Source organism: Streptomyces sp. NPDC053493 (genome assembly GCF_044544825.1).
In the GTDB taxonomy this organism is placed as follows: Bacteria; Actinomycetota; Actinomycetes; order Streptomycetales; family Streptomycetaceae; genus Streptomyces.
In genome coordinates, this window is sequence record NZ_JBITXS010000004.1 from 506,163 (window position 1) to 528,772 (window position 22,610).

General features: G+C 74.1%; 18 protein-coding genes and 1 tRNA gene. 14 read left to right on the top strand and 5 right to left on the bottom strand.

The features are described 5' to 3' along the window. Nucleotides 1-104 precede the first annotated feature (104 nt). The 10 genes from ACIGO8_RS15685 (at nucleotide 105) to ACIGO8_RS15730 (ending at nucleotide 13,536) form a co-directional block, all read left to right on the top strand. On the top strand, nucleotides 105-1,652 hold the full coding sequence (locus tag ACIGO8_RS15685) for a methyltransferase (protein WP_399729750.1): 1,548 nt from the start codon (nucleotides 105-107) through the stop codon (nucleotides 1,650-1,652). Between the two features lie 94 nt (nucleotides 1,653-1,746). Next, nucleotides 1,747-1,968, top strand: a complete 222-nt coding sequence (locus tag ACIGO8_RS15690; protein WP_399729752.1) for a hypothetical protein — start codon at nucleotides 1,747-1,749, stop codon at nucleotides 1,966-1,968. A gap of 427 nt (nucleotides 1,969-2,395) precedes the next feature. After that, nucleotides 2,396-2,632 (top strand): ABC transporter permease, encoded by a 237-nt coding sequence (locus tag ACIGO8_RS15695; RefSeq protein WP_399729755.1) that lies wholly within the window; start codon nucleotides 2,396-2,398, stop codon nucleotides 2,630-2,632. Nucleotides 2,633-2,874: 242 nt separating this feature from the next. Beyond that, nucleotides 2,875-3,072 carry a hypothetical protein gene (locus tag ACIGO8_RS15700; RefSeq protein ID WP_399729758.1) on the top strand — a complete coding sequence of 66 codons (198 nt, stop codon included), beginning with the start codon at nucleotides 2,875-2,877 and terminating at the stop codon, nucleotides 3,070-3,072. Between the two features lie 259 nt (nucleotides 3,073-3,331). Further along, nucleotides 3,332-6,175, top strand: a complete 2,844-nt coding sequence (gene topA / locus ACIGO8_RS15705; RefSeq protein WP_399729761.1) for a type I DNA topoisomerase — start codon at nucleotides 3,332-3,334, stop codon at nucleotides 6,173-6,175. A 106-nt stretch (nucleotides 6,176-6,281) separates the two neighbouring features. After that, nucleotides 6,282-9,548 (top strand): dTMP kinase, encoded by a 3,267-nt coding sequence (gene tmk / locus ACIGO8_RS15710; RefSeq protein WP_399729764.1) that lies wholly within the window; start codon nucleotides 6,282-6,284, stop codon nucleotides 9,546-9,548. Nucleotides 9,549-9,695: 147 nt separating this feature from the next. Beyond that, nucleotides 9,696-10,898 (top strand): DNA polymerase III subunit delta', encoded by a 1,203-nt coding sequence (locus ACIGO8_RS15715; RefSeq protein ID WP_399729767.1) that lies wholly within the window; start codon nucleotides 9,696-9,698, stop codon nucleotides 10,896-10,898. Between the two features lie 164 nt (nucleotides 10,899-11,062). Further along, nucleotides 11,063-12,610: an alpha/beta hydrolase gene (locus tag ACIGO8_RS15720; RefSeq protein ID WP_399729769.1), complete on the top strand. Its 1,548-nt coding sequence runs from the start codon at nucleotides 11,063-11,065 to the stop codon at nucleotides 12,608-12,610. Between the two features lie 96 nt (nucleotides 12,611-12,706). Continuing rightward, nucleotides 12,707-12,783: transfer RNA gene (locus ACIGO8_RS15725), tRNA-Thr, on the top strand. Between the two features lie 120 nt (nucleotides 12,784-12,903). Continuing rightward, entirely contained in the window at nucleotides 12,904-13,536 is a 633-nt protein-coding gene (locus ACIGO8_RS15730) for a pyridoxamine 5'-phosphate oxidase family protein (RefSeq protein WP_399730095.1), read from the top strand. A 44-nt stretch (nucleotides 13,537-13,580) separates the two neighbouring features. Here the strand turns inward: ACIGO8_RS15730 and ACIGO8_RS15735 are convergent, their stop codons facing one another. Both ACIGO8_RS15735 and ACIGO8_RS15740 read right to left on the bottom strand, forming a co-directional pair. After that, nucleotides 13,581-14,447 (bottom strand): sigma factor-like helix-turn-helix DNA-binding protein, encoded by an 867-nt coding sequence (locus ACIGO8_RS15735; protein ID WP_399729772.1) that lies wholly within the window; start codon nucleotides 14,445-14,447, stop codon nucleotides 13,581-13,583. 4 nt (nucleotides 14,448-14,451) lie between these two features. Next, nucleotides 14,452-14,841, bottom strand: a complete 390-nt coding sequence (locus ACIGO8_RS15740) for a DUF6479 family protein (protein WP_399729775.1) — start codon at nucleotides 14,839-14,841, stop codon at nucleotides 14,452-14,454. Nucleotides 14,842-14,992: 151 nt separating this feature from the next. On the opposite strand from ACIGO8_RS15740, the gene ACIGO8_RS15745 reads away from it, so the two are divergent. Beyond that, the gene (locus tag ACIGO8_RS15745; RefSeq protein ID WP_399729778.1) at nucleotides 14,993-15,502 is read left to right on the top strand and encodes a SigE family RNA polymerase sigma factor; all 510 of its coding nucleotides are present in this window, start codon (nucleotides 14,993-14,995) and stop codon (nucleotides 15,500-15,502) included. A gap of 83 nt (nucleotides 15,503-15,585) precedes the next feature. Beyond that, nucleotides 15,586-16,908, top strand: coding sequence for a hypothetical protein (locus ACIGO8_RS15750; RefSeq protein ID WP_399729781.1), 1,323 nt, complete (start codon nucleotides 15,586-15,588; stop codon nucleotides 16,906-16,908). A gap of 171 nt (nucleotides 16,909-17,079) precedes the next feature. On the opposite strand, the gene ACIGO8_RS15755 is transcribed toward ACIGO8_RS15750, so the two are convergent. Continuing rightward, the gene (locus ACIGO8_RS15755; protein ID WP_399730098.1) at nucleotides 17,080-18,744 is read right to left on the bottom strand and encodes a bifunctional 3'-5' exonuclease/DNA polymerase; all 1,665 of its coding nucleotides are present in this window, start codon (nucleotides 18,742-18,744) and stop codon (nucleotides 17,080-17,082) included. Nucleotides 18,745-19,053: 309 nt separating this feature from the next. After that, nucleotides 19,054-20,319: a LuxR C-terminal-related transcriptional regulator gene (locus ACIGO8_RS15760; RefSeq protein ID WP_399729783.1), complete on the bottom strand. Its 1,266-nt coding sequence runs from the start codon at nucleotides 20,317-20,319 to the stop codon at nucleotides 19,054-19,056. Between the two features lie 177 nt (nucleotides 20,320-20,496). Between ACIGO8_RS15760 and ACIGO8_RS15765 the strand changes: the two genes are divergently transcribed. Continuing rightward, a complete protein-coding gene (locus tag ACIGO8_RS15765; protein WP_399729786.1) occupies nucleotides 20,497-21,414 on the top strand; it encodes an NADP-dependent oxidoreductase in 918 nt (305 codons plus the stop codon). A 26-nt stretch (nucleotides 21,415-21,440) separates the two neighbouring features. Continuing rightward, nucleotides 21,441-21,917 carry a DUF4265 domain-containing protein gene (locus ACIGO8_RS15770; RefSeq protein ID WP_399730101.1) on the top strand — a complete coding sequence of 159 codons (477 nt, stop codon included), beginning with the start codon at nucleotides 21,441-21,443 and terminating at the stop codon, nucleotides 21,915-21,917. 146 nt (nucleotides 21,918-22,063) lie between these two features. Here ACIGO8_RS15770 and ACIGO8_RS15775 read toward each other — a convergent pair whose 3' ends face one another. Continuing rightward, nucleotides 22,064-22,546, bottom strand: a complete 483-nt coding sequence (locus tag ACIGO8_RS15775; protein WP_399729789.1) for a DUF1877 family protein — start codon at nucleotides 22,544-22,546, stop codon at nucleotides 22,064-22,066. Nucleotides 22,547-22,610: the final 64 nt, after the last annotated feature.

Genomic DNA, 22,610 nt, shown 5'->3' on the forward strand with positions numbered 1-22,610 from the left:
CGTCGTCGGTCGCGGCCGTCATCCGTCCGGGGCCGGCCGTGTCCGGACCCGCCGAGGCGGCCGCCCGATGTCGGTGGCGGGCGTTGTCGGTGGCGGCCGTCACAATGGGGCACGTGAGTACGACCAGCACGACCCCCAGCCTTCCGGTGCCCACGCACGCCGCACGAGTGCGCGAGGCACTGCTCGCCGCCGACTTCACCGCCGACGGGCTGCTCGAACTGCTCGGTGCGCAGGCCTATGCCGCGCTCGCCCGCAGCGAGACCGTGCCCGCGCTGCGGGCCACCCGCGGGGACTCCCCGCTGGAGACGCTCGTCCGCGTCTTCCTGCTCCAGCAGGCCGTCGCGGAGGAGCGGGCCGCCGCCGCGCTGCCTCTGGAGGACGCGCTCGCCGACGGGTGGGTCGTCCGGGAGGACGGCCAGGTGCGGGCCACGGTCGACGTACGGCCGTACGGCGGGCCGGACGGCGAGGACTGGTTCATCGTCTCCGACCTCGGGTGCGCCGTCGGCGGCGCGGGCGGGATCGGGAAGAAGGACGAAGGCGTCGTCCTCGGCGTCGGCGGCGCCTCCACCACCCTCGCCGGGATCACCGTCCGCGTCCCCGTCGCCACCGCCCTCGACCTCGGCACCGGCTCCGGCATCCAGGCGCTGCACGCCGCCCAGCACGCCACCCTGGTCACCGCCACCGACCTCAACCCGCGCGCTCTCGACTTCACCCGCCTCACCCTCGCCCTGTCCGGCGCGCGCGGGGCCGAACTGCTCCAGGGCTCGCTCTTCGAGCCCGTCGACGGCGACACGTACGACCTGATCGTCTCCAACCCGCCGTTCGTGATCTCGCCCGGCGCCGGGCTCACCTACCGCGACGGCGGCATGGGCGGCGACGACCTGTGCCGCACGCTCGTGCAGCAGGCCGGAGAGCGGCTCAACGACGGCGGATACGCCCAGTTCCTCGCCAACTGGCAGCACGTCGAGGGCGAGGAGTGGCAGGACCGGCTGCGCTCCTGGGTGCCGCGCGGCTGCGACGCCTGGATCGTGCAGCGCGAGGTCCAGGACGTCACCCAGTACACCGAGCTGTGGCTGCGCGACAGCGGCGAGCACCGCGGCGACCCGGAGGAGTACCGCCGGGCGTACGAGCGCTGGCTCGACGAGTTCGAGGCCCGCAAGACGAAGGCGATCGGCTTCGGCTGGATCACCCTGCGCCGGAATCCCGCCGTCGCCTCCGGCGCCGTCGAGCCGTCCGTCGTCCTGGAGGAGTGGCCGCACCCCGTCGAGCAGCCGCTGGGCGACACCGTACGGGCCCACTTCGAGCGCCAGGACTATCTGCGCGGCCGCGACGACGCCGCCCTGCTCGCCGACCACTTCGTCCTCGCGCCCGAGGTCGTGCAGGAACAGGTCGGACTGCCGGGCGCCGAGGACCCCGAGCACGTGCTGCTGCGGCAGAACCGCGGCATGCGCCGGGCCACCCGCGTCGACCACGTCGCCGCCGGGTTCGCGGGCGTGTGCGACGGCTCGCTGAGCGCCGGGCGCATCCTCGACGCCATCGCCCAGCTCACCGGCGAGGACCCGGTGGTGCTGCGGGACCGCACACCGCAGGCCATCCGGCTCCTGGTCGAGGAGGGCTTCCTGCTGCCCGCCGCCGCGGAGGAGACCGCTTGACACGGATCGAACCGGACGAGGCCGCGCGCGGCGCGACCCGGATCGCGACGAGCCCGCTGCGGGACGCCTTCCGCGCCCTGTACCCGCAGCTCCGGTGGCCTATCTGACGGACCCGCAGGCCGCGTGCGCCGCGCTCGCCGACGCGTACGCCGCCTGGCGGGAGGAGGCCGTCGCCCCGTACTGGCCGGTCATGCGCCGGCTCGTCGAGGACGAGGTGCTCGTCCGGGCCAGGACCTTCGCCACCGCGGGCGTCGACGCGCGCTGTTCAGCGGCCTGGAGGGCTGGGCCCGTTGGGAGCGGCCGGTCCTGGAACTGACCAAGCACCTGCCGGCGTCGACCCGGTCGCCACCCGCGACCTGCGCCGTACCGTCGTGGATCTCGCCGCCGGCGGCACCTGCCTGACACCTCGTCCGGAAGGCCTCAGCGATGTTCCGCTTCCTCGGTTCCGCGCGGCTCGTCCTCGTCGGCGGAGCCCTCTCGTACCGCGCCCTGTTCAACTGGACGACCCCGCCCATGTCCATCGGAACTCCGCTGGTGGGGCCGCTGTTTAAGGTTTTCTTCTTCGTCTTTCTCGGACGGGAACTCGGCGTCGCGGACGACCGTTTCCCTCTTGTCGGGAACGCCGTCCTCGCAGCTTCCGCCTCCTGCGTGTACGGCTGCACGTTGGCCGTCGCCAACGAGCGCCGTACGGCACGCTCGGCGCCGTCCTGCTCTCGCCCCGCGCCCGCTGCTCACCGGGGCCGGTGCCTGCTCGGCCTTCGGCCTTCGGGCTCGCGCTCGGGGCGCTCGGGCTGCGCTTCCGCGACGTGTTCCTGGTGTCGAACGTGGCGAGCTCGGCCCGGCTGCACCTGACGGGCGCCGCCGTGCCCTGGGAGACCCTGCCGGGCTGGATGCGCACGGCCCGCGAGCTGGTGCCGCTGATCCACGCGGCGGACGCGGCGCGCCGGCTCACCGCGGGCGCCGCGCCACACTCGCCGTGATGTGACGAAGAAGCGCGGAGACGGCCGCAGGGAGGAGAAAGAGGAGCGAGCGGGAGGGACGGGGGCGGGAGGGGGTGGGGGCGGGGGATCGGGAGGGGAGTACCGGCCATCCTCGTGAAACCGTTCGGGACCGCCCGCGCCGTTCACCGGGAATTCGCCCTGCTGACGCCGGGAGGTGCCAGCCTCGGCTGCGGGGGCACACGAGCCACCGGCGAGGAACGGCGAAAGAACGGGGTACGGGCATGGAGAGCGGGCCGGCGATCTTCGCGGGAGCGGCGTTCACGCTGTTCGGGGCCGCGCTGCTGCTCTGGACGGGCGTCCGGGTGCGGCACGGCGTTCCCGTCGCGCTGGGTGTCGCGCCGCGCGCTGCCGCCGTGATCACGACGCTGTTCGGCGCCGTTTTCCTGCTGCTCGGGATCTGGTGCTTCGGGCGGCTGTGAGGAGGGCCCGGCCGGACGGGCGTTCCGCCACGTCCGGGAGTCCGGGCGGCAGGAAGGGCAGAAGTCGGGTTACCGTTCGAGTGGCCGTTGCGGGCTTTTGCCGTTTGACACGGGGGCGGGTTGTACCGTCACACTCCGCAGCGACGACAGTGTCACCGTCCGTGCCGCTGCCGTGCGTGCCAGCGCCGTTGCGTGCGTCGCGCCGTACGCAACGCCGTCAGTACGTGCCAGAGAGCGTCGACCGGAGAGAAGAGCGAAGTTGTCCCCGACCAGCGAGACCGCACAGGGCGGCCGCCGACTCGTCATCGTCGAGTCGCCTGCCAAGGCGAAGACGATCAAGGGCTACCTCGGCCCCGGCTACGTCGTCGAGGCGAGCGTCGGGCACATCCGCGACCTCCCGAGCGGCGCCGCCGAGGTGCCCGAGAAGTACACCGGCGAGGTGCGCCGGCTCGGCGTGGACGTCGATCACGACTTCCAGCCGATCTACGTCGTCAACGCCGACAAGAAGGCGCAGGTCAAGAAGCTCAAGGACCTGCTCGCCGAGTCCGACGAGCTCTTCCTCGCCACCGATGAGGACCGCGAGGGCGAGGCCATCGCGTGGCACCTCCAGGAAGTCCTGAAGCCCAAGGTCCCGGTCCACCGGATGGTCTTCCACGAGATCACCAAGGACGCGATCCAGCAGGCCGTGCGCAACCCGCGCGAGCTCAACAAGCGGATGGTCGACGCCCAGGAGACCCGCCGTATCCTCGACCGGCTCTACGGCTACGAGGTCTCGCCGGTCCTGTGGAAGAAGGTCATGCGCGGCCTGTCCGCCGGCCGCGTGCAGTCCGTCGCCACCCGCCTCGTCGTCGAGCGCGAGCGCGAGCGCATCGCCTTCCGCTCCGCCGAGTACTGGGACCTGACCGGCACCTTCGGTACCGGCCGCGCCGGCGACCCGTCCGACCCGTCCTCGCTGACCGCCCGCCTCGCGGCGGTCGACGGCAAGCGGGTCGCGCAGGGCCGTGACTTCGGCGCCGACGGGCGGCTGAAGAGCGAGAACGTGCTCCACCTCGACGAGGAGAAGGCCCGCGCGCTCGCGGCCTCGCTCGCCGACACCCGCTTCACCGTCCGCTCGGTCGAGTCGAAGCCGTACCGCCGCTCGCCGTACGCGCCCTTCCGCACCACCACCCTCCAGCAGGAGGCCAGCCGCAAGCTCGGCTTCGGTGCGAAGGCGACCATGCAGGTCGCGCAGAAGCTGTACGAGAACGGCTTCATCACCTACATGCGTACGGACTCCACGGTGCTGTCCGAGACCGCCGTCTCCGCGGCCCGTGCGCAGGTCACCCAGCTCTACGGCGCCCAGTACCTGCCGGACCAGCCGCGCGTCTACGCCGGCAAGGTCAAGAACGCGCAGGAGGCGCACGAGGCGATCCGGCCTTCGGGTGATCGTTTCCGCACGCCCGCGGAGACCGGACTGACCGGCGACCAGTTCAAGCTCTACGAGCTGATCTGGAAGCGGACCGTCGCCTCCCAGATGAAGGACGCGACCGGAAACTCGGTCACGGTGAAGATCGCCGGCACCGCCGCCGACGGCCGTGACGCCGAGTTCTCGGCCTCCGGCAAGACGATCACCTTCCACGGCTTCATGAAGGCCTACGTGGAGGGCGCCGACGACCCGAACGCGGAGCTCGACGACCGTGAGAGGCGTCTGCCGCAGGTCTCCGAGGGCGACGCGCTCACCGCCGAGGAGATCACCGCGGACGGCCACGCCACCAAGCCGCCGGCCCGCTACACCGAGGCCAGCCTGGTCAAGGAGCTCGAGGAGCGCGAGATCGGCCGCCCGTCGACGTACGCGTCGATCATCGGCACCATCCTCGACCGCGGCTACGTCTTCAAGAAGGGGACGGCGCTCGTGCCGTCGTTCCTCTCCTTCGCCGTCGTCAACCTCCTGGAGAAGCACTTCGGGCGGCTCGTCGACTACGACTTCACCGCCAGGATGGAGGACGACCTCGACCGCATCGCGCGCGGCGAGGCCCAGGCGGTGCCGTGGCTGAAGCGTTTCTACTTCGGCGAGGGCGAGGGCTCCGGTGCTGCCGCCGACGCCGGCAACGGCGACGGCGACCACCTCGGCGGCCTGAAGGAGCTGGTCACCGACCTCGGCGCCATCGACGCCCGGGAGATCTCCTCCTTCCCCGTCGGCGACGGCATCGTGCTGCGCGTCGGCCGCTACGGCCCGTACGTCGAGCGCGGCGAGAAGGACCAGGAAGGCCACCAGCGCGCCGACGTCCCCGACGACCTCGCGCCCGACGAGCTGACCGTCGCCTACGCCGAGGAGCTGCTCGCCAAGCCGAGCGGCGACTTCGAGCTGGGCACCGACCCCGTCAGCGGCAACAAGATCGTCGCCAAGGACGGCCGCTACGGCCCGTACGTCACCGAGATCCTTCCCGAGGACACCCCGAAGACCGGCAAGAACGCGGTCAAGCCGCGCACCGCCTCGCTCTTCAAGTCGATGTCGATCGACACGGTGACCCTGGAGGAGGCCCTCAAGCTGATGTCGCTGCCGCGCGTCGTCGGCGCCGACGCCGAGGGCGTCGAGATCACGGCCCAGAACGGCCGCTACGGCCCGTATCTGAAGAAGGGCACGGACTCGCGCTCCCTCACCGACGAGGAGCAGCTGTTCACGATCACGCTGGAGGAGGCGCTGGCGATCTACGCCCAGCCCAAGCAGCGTGGCCGGGCGGCCGCCAAGCCGCCGCTGAAGGAGCTCGGCACGGACCCCGTCAGCGAGAAGCCCGTCGTCGTCAAGGACGGCCGCTTCGGCCCGTACGTGACGGACGGCGAGACCAACGCCACCCTGCGCACCGGCGACAGCGTGGAGACGATCACGCCCGAGCGCGGTTACGAGCTGCTCGCCGAGAAGCGGGCCAAGGGACCGGCGAAGAAGACGGCCAAGAAGGCGCCGGCGAAGAAGACCGCCGCCAAGAAGACCACGGCGAAGAAGGCCACCGCGAAGGCCACCACCACCAAGAAGGCGGCGGCCAAGAAGACCACGACCGCCAAGACGGCGGCCAAGAAGACGACCGCCGCGGCGGCGAAGAAGACGGCGGCCGCCAAGCCGGAGTGACGCTCGTCGCACGACAGGAGGGTGCGGGCCCGCGGGGCCCGCACCCTCCGTCTGTTTGTTCGGGCGAACGCCGCGGGGAGCAAGGGCGTCCGGATAGGGTGGACGGATGACGCGAGCAGAGCAGCCAGACACCGACGCCGCACTCGTCGCCGATTCCCGCGAACGCGCCGTACGGGCCCTCTTGCGCCATCAGCCTCTGCGAAGGCTGTGGAGCGCCCAGGCCGTCGGAGGTACGGGCGACGCCCTCGCCCTCCTCGCGCTGATCCTGCTCGGCCTCCAGGCGGCCGTCGGCGCGGGGACGCTCGGCGGCGGATACCGCGGCGCCGCGTTCGCCGTGGCCGCCGTGATCGGCGCCCGGATGCTCGCCGCGGTCCTCTTCGGCGCCGTCCTGCTCGGTCCGCTCACCGCGCTGACCGCGCCCGGCGGCCCGCTCGACCGCCGCTGGACCATGATCGGCGCCGACGGCCTGCGGCTCGCGCTGCTCGTCGTCGCACCGCTGTGGGTCGACTGGACCGCCGACAACGCCCTGTGGTTCCTGCTCGGCACCGTCTTCGTGGCCGGCGCCGCCGAACGCCTGTCGACGATCGCCAGGGAAGGCGCCGCGCCCGCGCTGCTGCCCGCCCCGCCGATCGAGGGCGCCGCCGTCCGGCCGCTGCCCGACCACCTGACCGCGCTGCGCACGCTCAGCCTGCGCACCGGCTTCCTGGCGGTGCCCGCCGGTGCGGCCGTGCTGCTGCTCGCCACGCTCGTCGGAAACCTCCTCGGCAGCGGCATCGACTGGTTCACCGTGCACCAGGCCGCCCTCGGCGCCTACGTCGCCGCCGGGCTGTTCGCCGCCTCCGTCTCCGTGCTCTGGTTCGTCGAGCTGCCCGGCGACGCCACCCCGCGGCCCCGCTCGCCGCTGGAGGGCCTGCGCCGGCCGTCGACCGACCAGGGCGTCGACAAGGGCCGCACCGGCGCGCTCGGACTGCTCGTCCTGGCCTGCGCCACCGTCGCCGGCGCCATCGCCGCCGCCGCGGCCGTCGCCGTGCTCCACGCCTTCGACCTGGGCGGCGGGCCCGTCACGTATGCCCTGCTGATCCTCGCGCTCAGCGGCGCCACCGCCGTCGGCATCCGCACCGCCGGATCCGTCCTCACCGTCCTCTCCCGGCGCCGCCTGCTGGCCCTCGCGCTCGCCGTCACCGGCGTCGCGCTGCTCGCGATGGGCCTCGTGCCGGACACCGCGACCGTCCTCGCGCTCGCCGCGCTGGCCGGTTACGCCGCCGGTGTCGCCGCCCGCACCGGCCACAGCCTCGTCGACCAGGAGACCGAGGAGGCCCGCAGGCCCCGAGTCACCGAGCACCTGCAGGCCGTCGCCCGGGTCGGCATCGGCGTCGGCGCCCTCGGCGCCCCGCTGCTCGCCGCCGCGATCGGCCCGCACCGGCTCGCCTCCGGCAGCTTCGTCTTCGCCCACGGCGGCGCGGCCTTCACCCTGATGCTGGTCGGCGCGCTGCTGCTGCCGGTCGCCGCGCTCGTCCTCGCCAGGACCGACGACCGCTCGGGCGTCCCGCTGCGCCGCGACCTGCGCGACGCGCTGCGCGGCGCCGACCCGGCCCAGGCGCCCTCGCCGACCGGCTTCTTCATCGCCCTCGAGGGCGGCGACGGCGCCGGCAAGTCCACCCAGGTCGAGGCGCTCGCCGAGTGGATCCGCGCCAAGGGCCACGAGGTCGTCGTCACCCGCGAACCGGGCGCCACCCCGATCGGCAAGCGGCTGCGCTCGATCCTGCTCGACGTCTCCAGCGCCGGCCTGTCCAACCGGGCCGAGGCGCTGCTGTACGCGGCCGACCGCGCCGAGCACGTCGACTCGCTGGTCCGGCCCGCCCTGGAGCGGGGCGCGGTGGTGATCTCCGACCGGTACATCGACTCGTCCGTCGCCTATCAGGGCGCCGGCCGCGACCTCTCCCCGACCGAGATCGCCCGCATCAACCGCTGGGCCACCGGCGGCCTCGTCCCGCACCTCACCGTGCTCCTCGACGTCTCCCCGGAGACCGCCCGGGAGCGCTTCACCGAGGCTCCCGACCGGCTCGAGTCGGAGCCGCCCGAGTTCCACGCGCGCGTGCGGGCCGGTTTCCTCGCCCTCGCGGCCGGTGACCCGGGCCGCTACCTGGTCGTCGACGCCGGCCAGGAGCCCGAGGCCGTCACCACCGTCGTACGCCACCGGCTCGACCGGATGCTGCCGCTGTCCGAGGCCGAGGTGAAGGCCCAGGAGGAGGCCCGCCGCAAGGCCGAGGAGGAGGCGCGCAGGCGCGCCGAGGAAGAGGCCGCGCGCAAGGCCGAGGAGGAGCGCCTGGAGCGCGAGCGCCAGGAGCAGCTGGCCAGGCTGCGCGCCGAGGAGGAGGAGCGCAAGCGGCGCGAGGAGGAAGAGGCGCGCCGTCTGGAGGCCGAGCGGCAGGCGGAGGAGGCCCGGCAGCGGGCCGAGGAGGCCCGGATCGCCGCCGAGGAGGAGCGCAGGCGGCGCGAGGCCGAGGAGAAGGCCCGCCGCGAGGAGGAGGAACGGCGCCGCAAGCAGGCCGAGGAGGAGGCCCGGCTGCGGGCCGAGGCCGAGGAGCGGCGCAAGGAGAAGCAGCGCAAGGCCGAGGAGGCGCTGATCCGCGCCGAGGAGGCCCGCCGGCTCGCGGAGGCGGCCGCGGCGAAGGCCGCCGAGGAGGCGGCGCGCAAGGCTGCCGCGGAGGAGGCCGAGATCGCGCGCGCCGAGGCGGCTGAGGCCGAGGCCCGGCGGGTGGCGGCGGCGCGGGCGGCGGAGCAGAAGGCCGCCGCGGAGAGGGCTGCCGCGGAGAAGGCCGCCGAGGCGCGGGCTGCTGCGGAGAAGGCGGCCGAGGCGCGGGCTGCTGCGGAGCGGGGATCCGCGTCGGGGTCGACGTCGGCTTCGAGGTCGACGTCTGCTTCCGAGTCGGCGAACGAGATCACGGTCCCGACGCCCCTGGTGAAGCCGGAGGAGCCGTCGGGCGTGTCGCCGAACGAGGTGACCGTCCCGACGCCGATCGTGCGGCTCGACGAGGAGACCACCGTCATCCCGCGGATCCGCGACGTCGAGGAGACGGCCGTGCTTCCGGCCGTACGCGACGCCGACCCGGCCGACCGGGTGCCGCAGGACTTCTTCCGCGAGGAGCGCGAGGAGCGGGAGGAGCGGGGCGGACACGAGGAGCCGGCCGGCTCCGACGACCGGACCCGCGAGCTGCCCCAGCTGGACGAGCAGGGCCGGCCCCGGCGCCGCTCCGACTGGGCCGAGGAGACTCCGCTCGACGACCTGCCAACGCTCGCCGACGAACTGCTGGGCTCCTTCGACGACGGCGACGAGGACGGCGACCGGCGGCGCGGCGGCCCGCGCCGCTGAGGCCCTGCCGCGAGCCGGCTGCCCGAGAGGCCTCGGGCCGCCGGCGTCGTCGCCCCTGCGGAAGTGCGCCGTGCGCCGCGCTCGTCGCCGTGGGCTGTCAGTCGGGTGCCCCACAATGGGAGGCGTACCTGAGGAGGGGCAGCAGACATGGCCGTATGGGACGACCTGGTCGGACAGGCGCGGGTCGAGGAGCAGCTGGCGGCCGCCGCGCGCGACGCCGACGCGCTCGTGACCGCCCAGGCCGCCGGCGAGCCCGCTCCCGAGGCGTCGAAGATGACGCACGCCTGGCTGTTCACCGGCCCTCCGGGCTCGGGACGGGACACGGCGGCCCGGGCGTTCGCGGCGGCGCTGCAGTGCGTCAGCCCGGACCGGGCGCTCGGCGGGGCGCCGGGCTGCGGATTCTGCGACGGCTGCCACACGGCCCTGATCGGTACGCACGCCGATGTCCAGGTGGTCCGCACGGACCTGCTGTCGATCGGTGTGAAGGAGACCCGCGACCTGGTACGGCGCGCTCAGCTGTCGCCCGCCGTCGGCCGCTGGCAGGTGATCGTCCTGGAGGACGCCGACCGGCTGACCGAGGGCGCGGCCAACGTGCTCCTGAAGGCCGTGGAGGAGCCCGCGCCGCGCACGGTGTGGCTGCTCTGCGCGCCGTCGCTCGAGGACGTGCTGCCGACGATCCGGTCCCGCTGCCGGCACCTGACGCTGAGCACTCCTTCGGTGGACGCGGTGGCCGACGTGCTGATCCGCCGCGACGGCGTCGAGCCGGAGGCGGCGCACGCCGCGGCCCGCGCCACCCAGGGCCACATCGACCGCGCGCGGCGGCTCGCGACGGACGAGCGGGCGCGCGCCCGGCGCGCCGTGGTCCTGAAGCTGCCGCTGCGGGTCGGGGACGTCGGCGGCGGGCTGCGGGCGGCGCAGGAGCTGATCGACGCGGCGGCCGAGGACGCCAAGCAGATGGCGGAGGAGATCGACGCCAAGGAGACCGACGAGCTGAAGGCGGCCCTCGGTGCGGCCCAGGGCGGCCGGATGCCGCGGGGCACGGCCGGGGCGATGAAGGAGCTGGAGGAGCGCCAGAAGCGGCGGCGTACGAGAACCCAGCGCGACAGCCTGGACCTGGCGCTCACCGATCTGACCGGCTTCTACCGCGACGTGCTCGCCCTGCAGCTGCGCGCGGCGACGGCCCTGGCCAACGAGGACGTGCGCGACGCGCTGGAGCGGATCGCGCGGGACACCACCCCCGAGCGCACCCTGCGCCGGATCGAGGCGGTGCTCGCCTGCCGCGAGGCCTTGGACCGGAACGTGGCGCCGCTGCTCGCGGTGGAGGCGATGACGATGGCGCTGCGCGACTGAGACGGCGACTGAGGCGGGCGGAGCCCGCGGCCCGGCTGCTCGGGGGCCGGGCCGTGGCGGTCCGTGAGCGCCGCCGCACCCAGGCGTGGTCGTCCACAGGCTGTTGTCCGCAGATCGAGGGCGCGATTGGACACGTTCCGTACCCGGCCCGATACGCTCCGGGAATGGACTCCAGGCGGCTGCTTCGCATCTCCGCCACCGCCCTCGCGGTCGGTGGCCTCGTCCTCTCCGGGTGCACGGGCGGGAGCGGCGCCGCCGCGCCCTCGCCGCATCCGACAGGCCCGTCGGGCGCGGCCGGCTCGGCCGCCCTCGGGAAGTTCTACGAGCAGAAGATCTCCTGGCGGGACTGCGGCGTCCCGGGCTTCCAGTGCGGCACCGTGCGCGTCCCGCTGGACTACGCGAAGCCGGCCGGCGAGCAGGTGAAGCTCGCCGTCTCCCGGGTCAAGGCCACCGGCCCGGGCAAGCGGCTCGGCTCGCTCCTCGTGAACCCGGGCGGTCCCGGCGGCTCGGCCGTCGGCTATCTCCAGGGTTACGCGGGCATCGGCTACCCGGCCCCGGTCCGGGCGCGCTACGACATCGTGGGCGTCGACCCGCGCGGCGTGGCCCGCAGCGAGCCGGTCGAGTGCCTGACGGGCCCGCAGATGGACACGTACACCCAGGTCGACATGACGCCCGACAGCGCGGCCGAGCAGAACGCCCTCGCCGCCTCCTACAAGGACTTCGCGGCGGCCTGCCAGAAGCGCTCGCCCAAGGTCCTGCCGCACGTGTCCACCGTGGAGGCGGCCCGCGACATGGACGTTGTCCGGGCGGCCCTGGGCGACGAGAAGCTCACCTACGTGGGCGCCTCCTACGGCACCTTCCTCGGCGCCACCTACGCCGAGCTGTTCCCGCAGCGGACCGGGCGGCTCGTCCTGGACGGTGCCATGGACCCGTCGCTGAGCGCGGAGCAGCTCAACCGCGAACAGACGGCCGGCTTCGAGACCGCCATCAACGCCTTCGCCGCCGACTGTGTGAAGAAGACGGACTGCCCGCTCGGCTCGTCCTCGGTCCCGGCGGCCCTCGAAGCCCTCCGGGGCTTCTTCCGCGCCACCGACGTCAAGCCGGTGCCGACCGGCGAGAAGCGCGCCCTGGGCGAGTCCCTCGCCACCACCGGCGTGATCGCCGCGATGTACGACGAGGGCGCCTGGCCGCAGCTGCGGGAGGCGCTCACGGCGGCGATGAGCGGCCAGGGCGCGGACCTGCTCGCCCTGGCCGACAGCTACTACGAGCGGGAGGCGGACGGCACGTACGCGAACCTGATGTTCGCCAACACCGCCGTGAACTGCCTCGACCTGCCGCCCGCCTTCTCCGCCGGCCCGACGGCCGTCGAGAAGGCGGTGCCGTCCTTCGAGAAGGCCTCCCCGGTCTTCGGCCGCAACCTCGCCTGGGCCGCCCTCAACTGCACCTACTGGCCCACCCCGGCCACCGGCCGCCCGCACCGCATCACCGCCGAGGGCGCCCCGCCGATCGTCGTCGTCGGCACCACCCGCGACCCCGCCACGCCGTACCGCTGGGCCAGGTCCCTCGCCGACCAGCTCTCCTCCGGCACCCTCCTCACCTACGACGGCGACGGCCACACCGCCTACGGCCGCGGCAGCGACTGCATCGACACCGCGATCAACGCCTACCTCCTCGAAGGCACCGCGCCCCAGGACGGAAAGCGCTGCTCATAGCCCGTGCCCGCCGCCGATCCGGGGGTGGTCGGAGCACCCCCGGAAACTGTGTAGACTTGGCGAGGCCGCTGCGCCCACCATGGGACCGCACGGCATGCCGCCTTAGCTCAGTTGGCCAGAGCAACGCACTCGTAATGCGTAGGTCTCGGGTTCGAATCCCGAAGGCGGCTCCACTGGAACCCCAGCTCAGACCGTGTCTGAGCTGGGGTTCTTTGGTTTGCGCAGGCTAGGAGAGGGAGGGGAGCGGCGTGGGTGAGGAGCTTCGGGTGACGGAGCGGACGCGGTTGCGGCGGATGAAGGAGAAGGGGAGCCATCGGCGGGCGGATCTGGACGCCGTGCTGGCGGCCGGGTTCCTGTGTCATCTGGGCGTGGTCGTGGACGGGGCGCCGATGGTGGTGCCGACCGTGTACGGGGTCGAGGGCGACCGGATATACGTGCACGGGTCCGTCGCGAGCCGGAGTCTGGTGCAGGCGCCCGACGGGGTGGTGTGCGTGAGCGTGACGCATGTCGACGGGCTCGTGCTGGCGCGGTCGGTGTTCGAGCACGGGGTGAACTACCGCAGCGCGATGATCTACGGCGTACCGCGGCTGGTGACCGATCCGGACGAGAAGCTGCGGGGCCTGCGGGCGCTCACGGAGCAGTCCGCGCCGGGGCAGTGGGAGTACGTGCGCCGGCCGAGCCGCAAGGAGCTCGCGGCGACCGCGCTGGTGTCGCTGGAGCTGACCGAGGCGTCGGTGAAGATCGCGAGCGGGCCGCCGGACGACGGGGACGGGCCGGACGCGGAGCTCGGTGTGTGGGCCGGCGTGCTGCCGCTGGTCACGCGGTTCGGGGAGCCGGTCGCCGATCCGCTCCTGCCCGCCGGGATCGAGCCGCCCGCGCACATCGCGGAGCGGGCCGGGCGAGTGGCCGGCGGCCCGCCCGCCTAGGACTCCGACCGTCTAGGACTCCGCCCGCTTAGGACTCCGCTTGCCTAGGACTCCGTCGGGCGCAGGTCCAGGCGGTCCAGGTGGGAGCGGTCGGCGAGGGCGTCGATCGCCGTGACGTGGCCCTCCAGGACGGTGAAGCGCAGGACGGCCTTCGGTTCGCCCTCCGGCGTGGTCCACATCAGGCCGGTCGCGCCGTCCACGAGCGCCGGGCGGGCCTCCTGCGCGCGGCCCGCCACGCGGTGCGCCACGGCCGGCGCGCCGTGCGCGGGCGCCGCCCCGTTGCGTACGGCCTCGGCGTCGGCGCGCAGCACCACGTCCGGGTCGAGCAGCGCCAGCAGCGCCTCGGTGCCGCCGGCGCGGGCGGCGGCCAGGAAGGCCAGGACCACCTCGCGCTGGCGCGGCAGATCCGGTTCCGGCATCTCCTCCGTGCCCTCGACCCGGCGGCGGGCGCGGGCGACCAGACGGCGGGCGGCGGTGGGCGTGCGGTCGACGAGCGGGGCGATCTCCTCGTACGGCAGGGAGAAGTCCTCGTGCAGGACGAACGCGACCCGTTCGGAGGGCGTCAGCGTGTCGAGGACGTCCTGGCCGGTCCCGTCCGTGCCGCGCTCCGGCCACTGGTCCCAGGGATCGCGCGGCGCCGGGCGCATCGCCTCGCGCGAGCGCAACCGGTCCAGGCAGAAGCGGGCGACGGCAAGCAGGTCGTCGGCCGAGTCGCCCGAGGCCGGGGCTGAGTCGCCTGAGCCCGTGGCCGCGGACCGGGCCGGAGCAGCAGCCGGAGCCGTGCCCGCGCCCGGGGCCGTTCCGGTGACGACATGCGTCACCGCCCGCACGGCCTCGTCCGCCTCGGCGGACGAGCCGAGCAGGCGGTGCGCGACCGCCTCCGCCGTCGGCGGGGCGGTGTGCGCCTCCACCGGTTCAGTCGCCGTGGCCCGGACCACCGCTGCCGAAGCCGCCGCTGGAGATGCCGCCCCACTTGCGCTTCTCCTCGCTCGGCGGGTCCGGCTGGGTCTCGCCGCCGTCCTTCAGCTGGTACGGCATGAGCCGGTGCTCACCGTCGGTCTGCGGCATCTCCGCCGGCCGGCGGTACTCCGACGTCTCTCCGGGCAGTCCGCCGTCCTCCGGGCGATGCGGCTGGGACTTCGGGTCCGGTGGCGGGAGCTCCTTGTTCTTGACCCTGATCCCGAGAGCGAACGCGCCGATGAGCACGGCGACGACGATCAGTCCGCCCAGCACCTGGGCCAGGCCCGACTGCCAGACACCGGCCGCCGTGGTGACCTGGGCCGAATCCACGAGGAAAGTGTTCATACTCCAGCATTACCCCGTTTCGACCGGAATGTGCCTCCTGTCTCCGACTGTCTCGCGCGCACTGCTCCGGTACCCGGAAAACGGTCTGAAACATTTCTCCGGGGCCATCGCGTCAGTGAGGTGTAAGCGCGACGCGACGGAGGGGAGGGACATGAGAACGTCCCGCGCGGACGAGTTCCTGGAGTTCGCCACGGCCCGCTCGGGCCATCTGTTCCGCTCGGCATGCCTGCTGACCAGCGGAGACACGCATCTCGCCGAAGACCTCGTGCAGGAGACCCTCGGCCGGATGTACGCCCTGTGGGGCCGGGTCGCGCGGATCGGCAACCCCGCGGGCTACGCACAGACCGTCCTCGTACGGACCTTCCTCAGCCAGCAGAGGCGCCGCTCGGCCACCGAGCGCCCCCTCGGCGAGCTGCCGGACCGGGCGCCCGAGAACGGCGAGGACCCGGCCCTGCGCATCGCCCTGCTCGACGCCCTCGCCGGTCTCGCGCCCAAGGACCGGGCGGTGGTGGTGCTGCGCTACTGGGAGGACCGCAGCATCGAGGAGACCGCGGCCGCGCTGCACGTCAGCTCCGCGGCCGTCCGCACCCGCTCGACCCGGGCCCTCGCGAAGCTGCGGACGGGCCTCGGCGGCAGCATCGCCGAGTTCGCCCTGCGCTGACGGGCCGCGCACGGCACCGGCCGCACACTCCCTCGGCACCCTTGATCTTTTCTTTTCGACCTGACCGGAGACGGGATTCCGCCATGCCTCAGCACGAAGAGCACGAAGCGACGAACGGACGATTCGAGGAGGAACTGGGCGCGGTGCTGCGCCGCACCGGCCAGGGCTTCGCGGCCGACGACCGCCGTGAGCTCGTCACCGGCGGCCTCACCCGCGGCCGCCGCAGGCTCCTGCGCCGCCGCGTCGCCACCGTCGGCGGCGCGCTCGCCCTCGCCGCGATCGGCGTCGGCGGCGTCTACGGCGGGTCCCTGCTCGGCGCCGGCGGCGGCGTGGAGCAGGTCTCGGTCGCGGGCCCCAAGCCGTCCGGCGGCGGCCAGAGCGCCCAGAGCGGGCAGAGCGGCCGGAACCCCAAGGAAGGGGCCCCGGAGGAGGCCCGGATCCCCGTGGCCGAGCTCGCCGCCGTCCTCAAGGCCAACACCCCCGCCGGCACCTGGCAGATCGACGGCGCGGACGGTGTCGGCCAGGCCGTCACGGGCGTCTACGACGACGGCAAGGGCAAGGCCGGCGTCTCCGTCGGCCTCTACCGCGCCGGCAACACCCAGGAGTCGGGCGTCGGCCAGGTGACCTGCCCCGACAAGGTGGCCGTGCCCTACGACGACTGCACCAGCGAGCGGCTGCCGGGCGGCGGACGCCTCATGGTCCTCCAGGGCTACGAGTACCCGGACAAGCGCGTCGAGACCAAGAACTGGCGCGCGGTGCTGCTCACCAAGGACGGCTTCGTCGTCGACGCGAGCGAGTACAACGCGGCGGCCGAGAAGGACGCCGAGATCAGCCGCGAGAACCCGCCCTTCGACCCGGCGCAGCTCAAGGCCCTGGTCACGGCGGAGGGCTGGCGCCCGCTGTTCAAGAAGCTCCCCGTGCCGGTGCAGCTGAAGCCCGGCGCCTCCCACGTCGCGCCGCCGCCGGGGCCGAGCGCCGCCGAACTCCAGGCGACGCTGCGCTCGCTGCTGCCCAAGGGCCAGGGCCTCAAGGTCGTCGACAAGGGCGGCCAGAGCGACTACGGCTACCTGGTCGTCGACGACGGCAAGGGCCGCAGCCTCGTCCAGATCAACGTCCAGCCGAACATGGACGACATCCGCGGCGAGCTCTTCACCGGCAGCGACGTCGAGGTCATGCCCGACGACACGCGCGTGAAGCTGACGAAGCAGCCCGGCGAGAAGGGCGGCCAGGGCGTCGTCTGGTGGAGCGCCGACACCCTGGCCGCCGACGGGTTCCGGGTCGTCGTCTCCGCCTTCAACGCCGGTACGCAGCACGAGGCGGCCACCCGCGCCGAGCCGGCGCTGACCACGGAGCAGCTGAAGGCGATCGCCCTCAGCCCGAAGTGGCGCGCGCTGACCGGGAAGTAGCGCGCGAAGAGACGAAGAGCGCGAAGAGACGAAGAGCGCGAAGGGACGGAGAGCGCGAAGGGACGAGCAGCGCCGTGAGAGGGCGCCCTTGAGCGACGGTCCGGGTCCCGGCGGGGACCCGGACCGTCACCCGTCGCCTCTCTCTTCCTCCCTCTTCCCGGCCCTCTGACCTCACTTCGCGTCGGAGTAGCGCTCGACCGTCGCCGTCGTGAACGGGAACCGCACCGGAGTGTCCCCGAACGCGATCCGGCCCGCCTCGTCGCCCGCCGCCCGGATCGCCTCCGTGACCGCCTCCGCCTCCTCCGCCGGACAGTGCACGATCACCTCGTCGTGCTGGAAGAACACCAGCTCGGCCCGCATCCCGGCGGTGGCGCGCCGCAGCGCCGCCAGCATCAGCAGCGCCCAGTCGGCACCGCTGCCCTGGACGACGAAGTTACGGGTGAAGCGGCCGCGCGCCCGGGCGTCGGTCGACGCGTAGCCGGGCACGTACTGATCGGCGCCGTCCGCGCCGCCGGAGCCGTCCTCCCGCGTCCCGCCGCCCTGCGGCAGGCCCGCCTCGCCGTCCTCGTCCCCGCCCGCCGCCCGCGGGCTGGTGCGGCCGAGCCAGGTCCGTACGAGCCGGCCCTCCTCACCGGCGCGCGCCGCGTCGTCCACGTACGCCACCGCGCGCGGGAAGCGGCGGCGCAGCGCCGCCAGGTTCTTCAGGCCGTCGCCGCTGGTCTGCCCGTAGATCGCGCCGAGCAGCGCCAGCTTGGCGTGGTCGCGGTCGCCGGAGAAGGCCCGGTCGGAGAGCCGGGTGTAGAGGTCGTCGGGATGCCCGGCGACCTCCATCAGGCCCGGGTCGCGGGAGATCGCGGCGAGCACGCGCGGCTCCATCTGGTCGGCGTCGGCCACGACCAGCCGCCAGCCCTCGTCGGCGACCACCGCCTGCCGGATGACCTTCGGGATCTGCAGCGCTCCGCCGCCGTTGGTGGTCCAGCGGCCGGAGACCGTGCCGCCCGGCAGATACTCGGGCCGGAAGCGGCCGTCGCGCACCCAGTCGGCCAGCCAGGACCAGCCGTGCGCGGTCCAGATCCGGTACAGCGTCTTGTACGCGAGGAGCGGCGCGACCGCCGGATGGTCGATGCCCTCCAGCTCCCAGCGCCGGGTCGACCGCACCCGGATCCCGGCCTGGGCGAAGGCCCTGACCACGTCCGCGGGCAGGTCGGGACGCACCCGGCGGCCGAACGCCGCGGACACGTCGTCCGCCAGCTCCGCCAAGCGGCGCGGCTCGCCGCCGCCCGCGTACCGCTCGCCGAGCAGCCCGTGCAGCACCTCCCGGTGCACGTCGGCCCGCCAGGGCAGGCCGGCCCGGTGCATCTCGGCGGCCACCAGCATGCCCGCCGACTCGGCGGCGGTCAGCAGCCGCATCCGGCCCGGGTGTTCGGCCCGGTCGTGGCGCCGCTGCTGCTCGGCGTAGACCTCCAGGAGCGCGGCGAAGGGAAGCGCGGCGGTGGCGGCCGCCGGTTCGAAGAGCGAGTCCTGCGTGGTGGGCCCGGCGGCGCGCAGCGGTGGGTCGGGCGGCACGGGCGCGTGGTGCATCCGGGCCCAGGCCGCGGCGGCCGACCGCGGCTCGCCGAGCCGGCCCTCGTGGCCGAGGAGGAGCTGCTCGGCCGCCTCCACGTCGTAACACCGCTCGACCCGCACTCCGGCGGCGAGCAGCCGCGGATACACCTCGGCCGTGCTGCGCCAGACCCATCGCGCGGCCTGCGGGCGGGCGCGGACGGCCGCGACGAGGTCCGGCTCGCGCCGCACCTCACCGGCGGGCAGCCCGTCGGGCCCGAGCGGGACGAGCAGAGCCCCGTCCCCGTCCGGCTCGGGCGCGAGGGCCCATCGCTCGCCCCTGGGCCTGTCGCTGCCGGGCTGGGCGGGCGCGGCCCTGTGGGGCGCGGGCTCGTCGCTGCCGGGCTGGGCGGGCGCGGGACTTTCGCTGCCGGGCCTGTCGGACGCGACCCTGTGGGGCGCGGGCCTGTCGGACGCGGGCTTGTGCGGCGCGGGACTTTCGCTTCCGGGCCGTCCGCCCACGGGCCTGTCGTCCGGCCTTTCGGCGGGCCTTTCGTTCACGGGTGCGAGTCTGGCACCCGCCACTGACAACGGCCCGGCGCCTCACGCGGCCTTGTGGAAAAGTGCCGCCGCCTCGCCCCGGGAGCCCACGCCGAGCTTGTTCAGGATGTTGGCGACGTGGAACTTCACCGTGGACTCGCTGATGTGGAGCTCCGCGGCGATCTGCCGGTTGCGGTGCCCGAGGGCCAGGTGGGTGAGGACCTCGATCTCGCGTTCGCCGAGGCCGCTCAGCGGGTTCAGCGCGGCGACCGGGGCCTCGGGCATGGCCAGCGGCACGGTGGCGGTGATCGTCGTGCCCCAGCCCGGGACCGCGTCGACGTCGAGGCGCCCGCCCAGGACGCCCAGCCGGTCGGTGATGCTGCCCGCGCCCAGCGGGCAGGGATCCAGGAGTCCGGGGCCGTCGTCCCGGACGGCGGCGCGCAGCTCGTGTTCGGTCAGCGACCAGCCGACGTGGACGCGGGAGACCGACTCCTGCTCCAGGACCACCAGCAGCAGCGCGCGGACGATCGCCCGGACGCCGTGGGCGACGTCGGCCGGCAGCGTGCGCGTGGCGTCGGGGCCGTCCGGCGGCCCGAGTTCGAGGCGTACGGGGCTGTGCCGCAGCATCGGGCGCAGCCCGTCCGCGAGCCGCGCGAAGGCTTCGAAGGCCTCCTCCTCGGCGACCGACCGGTCGTGCTGCGACTCGGCCCGCAGCTCGATCAGCGCCGACACCGCGAGATCGGTCGCGGTCGCGCGGGCGGCCGCGTCGTCGAGCGAACGGCTGCGCAGCACGCCGAGGACACCGGACAGCGCGGCGGCGTGCGCGGTGTTCAGCTCGGCGGTCACCCGCGCCCGGGTGTCGGCCGCCGCCCGCGAACGCGCCAGCGCGCCCGGCAGCGCCTCGCTCGCGAACCGGTCGAAGTGGCTGGTCACCAGGTCCCACAGGGCCTGCGCCAGGGCCAGTTCGGGCTCACCGACCGGTGCGGCGCCGTCCTCCCGTACGAGGACCAGGACCGAACCGCGGGGCGTGGCGTCACTCCGTATCAACACCACTTCGCGCTCCGCGCCGCCGACCGTCGCGCGGCCCTGCCGGGGCCGGCCGGGCGTGCCGCCGGCGAGCAGCGGGGCGAGTTCGGTGGCGGTGACCAGCAGTCCGGGATCGCCGGTCCGCTTGAACGGCGAGTGCGCGCAGTGCGTGGACAGCTCGGCGGCGGTGTGGTGCGGGATCAGCGGGTTCAGGACCTCGGAGAGGCGGGGCAGGATCGCGCCCAGCGGCTGGCGGATGACGTCGTAGGCGGCCAACAGCGCGCCGGTCGCGGTGAGTTCCATGAGGACAGGTTAGGCGGGACGTCGGCCGTTCGGCCGTCCTTTCGGTCAGGTGGGACTGTCCGTTCGGCTGGCCGGGAGACGGTGCCGCGGGACCGAAGCTTGATCCATAACGACGGATCACGGATCACGGGCCAGGGGTTACGGGTCACGGATCAAGGGACTTGGAGACGGGGAATCATGGAAGCGATCGTGTACGAGGAGTTCGGCGGCCCCGAGGTGCTGCGCCACGAGTCGGGCGTCGAGGTCCCGGAGCCCGGTGCCGGCGAGGTGCGCGTCAAGGTGGCGGCCGTCGGCGTCAACCCGGTGGACTGGAAGCGCCGCAACGGCTGGGTCGAGGAGTTCTACCCGACGACCTTCCCCGCCGTCCCAGGCCTGGAGTTCGCGGGCACGGTCGACGCGCTCGGCGAGGGCGTGACCGAACTCGCTGTCGGCGACGAGGTGTTCGGCTGGACGAAGACCGGTTCCTACGCCGAGTACGCCATCGCCGGCGTCGTCGCCGCCAAGCCCGCCGGCCTCTCCTGGGAGCGGGCCGCGAGCATCCCGGTCGCCGGCGAGACCGCGCAGCGGGTCCTCGACCTGCTCGGCGTCCGCGCCGGCGAGACCCTGCTCCTGCACGGCGCCGCGGGCGCCGTCGGCGCCGTGGCCGCGCAGCTGGCCGTGGCGGCGGGCGTGACCGTGATCGGCACGGCCTCGGAACGCAACCACGCCTTCCTGCGCGAGCTGGGCGTCACTCCCGTGACGTACGGCGAGGGGCTCGGCGACCGGGTCCGCGCGGCGGCGCCGCAGGGCGTCGACGCGGTCTTCGACGCGGCCGGCCGCGACACCCTGCCGGTCTCGATCGAGCTGCTGGGCGGCGACACCTCCCGCGTCGTCACCATCGCCGCGCCCGACGCGGCCGACCACGGCGTCGTCTTCTCCGGCGTCACCGTGGAGCCGGCCGCCGCCCGCCGCGGGCTCGAGGAGCACGCCCGGCTGGCGGTGGAGGGCCGCCTCCGGCTCGACATCGCGGAGACGCTCCCGCTGAAGGAGGCCGCCCGCGCGCAGGAGCTGAGCGAGGCGGGCCACGTGCGGGGCAAGCTCGTGCTGCTGCCGTAGCCGCCGGAGGCTACCCTCGCCGGGTGATGGAGACCGTGCCCGAGCGCATCAAGATCTGGTTCCGCTTCGTCCCCCGCGAGGGCTGGCTCCCGCAGGACACGGAGGGCCTGTGGGCCGAGCCCGTGGGCTCGGACACGGCCCGGGTGGCCAACGTGCCCTTCCTCCAGGACGGCGTGGCCGAAGGCGACGTCGTGCGCTACCGCACGGACGCCGAGGGCCTGCACTGGGCCACCGGACGGACCAACGCCTCCGGCAACGTCACGATCCGCGTCCTGCCCGTCCGCTCCGGCCCGCTCGGGCCGAGCGCCCGGGCCGTCCACGAACGGCTCGCGCCGTACGGTCTCGGCGGCGAGTCGTTCAGCGAGGAGTTCCCGCTGGTGGCCCTCACCGTCCCGGCCGACGCGCCCATGACCGAGATCAAGGCGCTGCTCGACCGGGGCACGGAGGACGGCTGGTGGCACTGGGAGACCGGCTGCGGGACGGACGCGTGGCAGGCGGCGTGACGGGCGCGGAGACGGCCGTGAGCCGGCCCGTGGCCTGGAGCGTGGGCCGGCCGCGAGCCGGGGCTTGAACCGGGTCCGGGTATGCCCGGGACGGGGTGTGCGGGACTCGGCGTGCCGGGCCGGGCGGGCGGAGCAGGCGGGGCGGTCTAGAACCAGCCGGCCTTGATCACCGTGTGGCCCGCGGCGGCGGCTCTCGCGTAGAACGCCGACAGGCTCTCGTGGTGGTCCTCGAATATCTTCCGCACCTGTTCCTCCGGCCAGTCGGGGCCGAACGAGCGGTGGATCCCGGCGCCCGCACGGGACCACAGGCCGTCGAACGACGCGCCCGCGAGGAACGCGGCCGCCCGGCCCACCTCGTCCGGCGCGAGCAGCATCAGCGGCGGGTCCGGATACCGGTCCGCGGGCGCGCCGGCCGGCTGACGGCCGCCGAGGACCGGCAGGCCGGCGTCCGTGTCGGGACTCGTCCCGTAGAGCCCGTGGAGCGTGGAGAAGTCCTTCTCGACGGCGTCGGCGACACCCGCCGCGTGCTCGATCTCGATGTGGTCCCAGGACGCGCCCATGAACGCGCTGAGCCACGCATGGTCGTCCTGTATGTCCCGCTCGGCCGCGGCCCTCAGGTGCAGATGCATCCCGGTTCCCCCTTGTGTTCCACCGGATGAGGCAAAGCTAGCTCTCGCCACTGACAGTGACGGG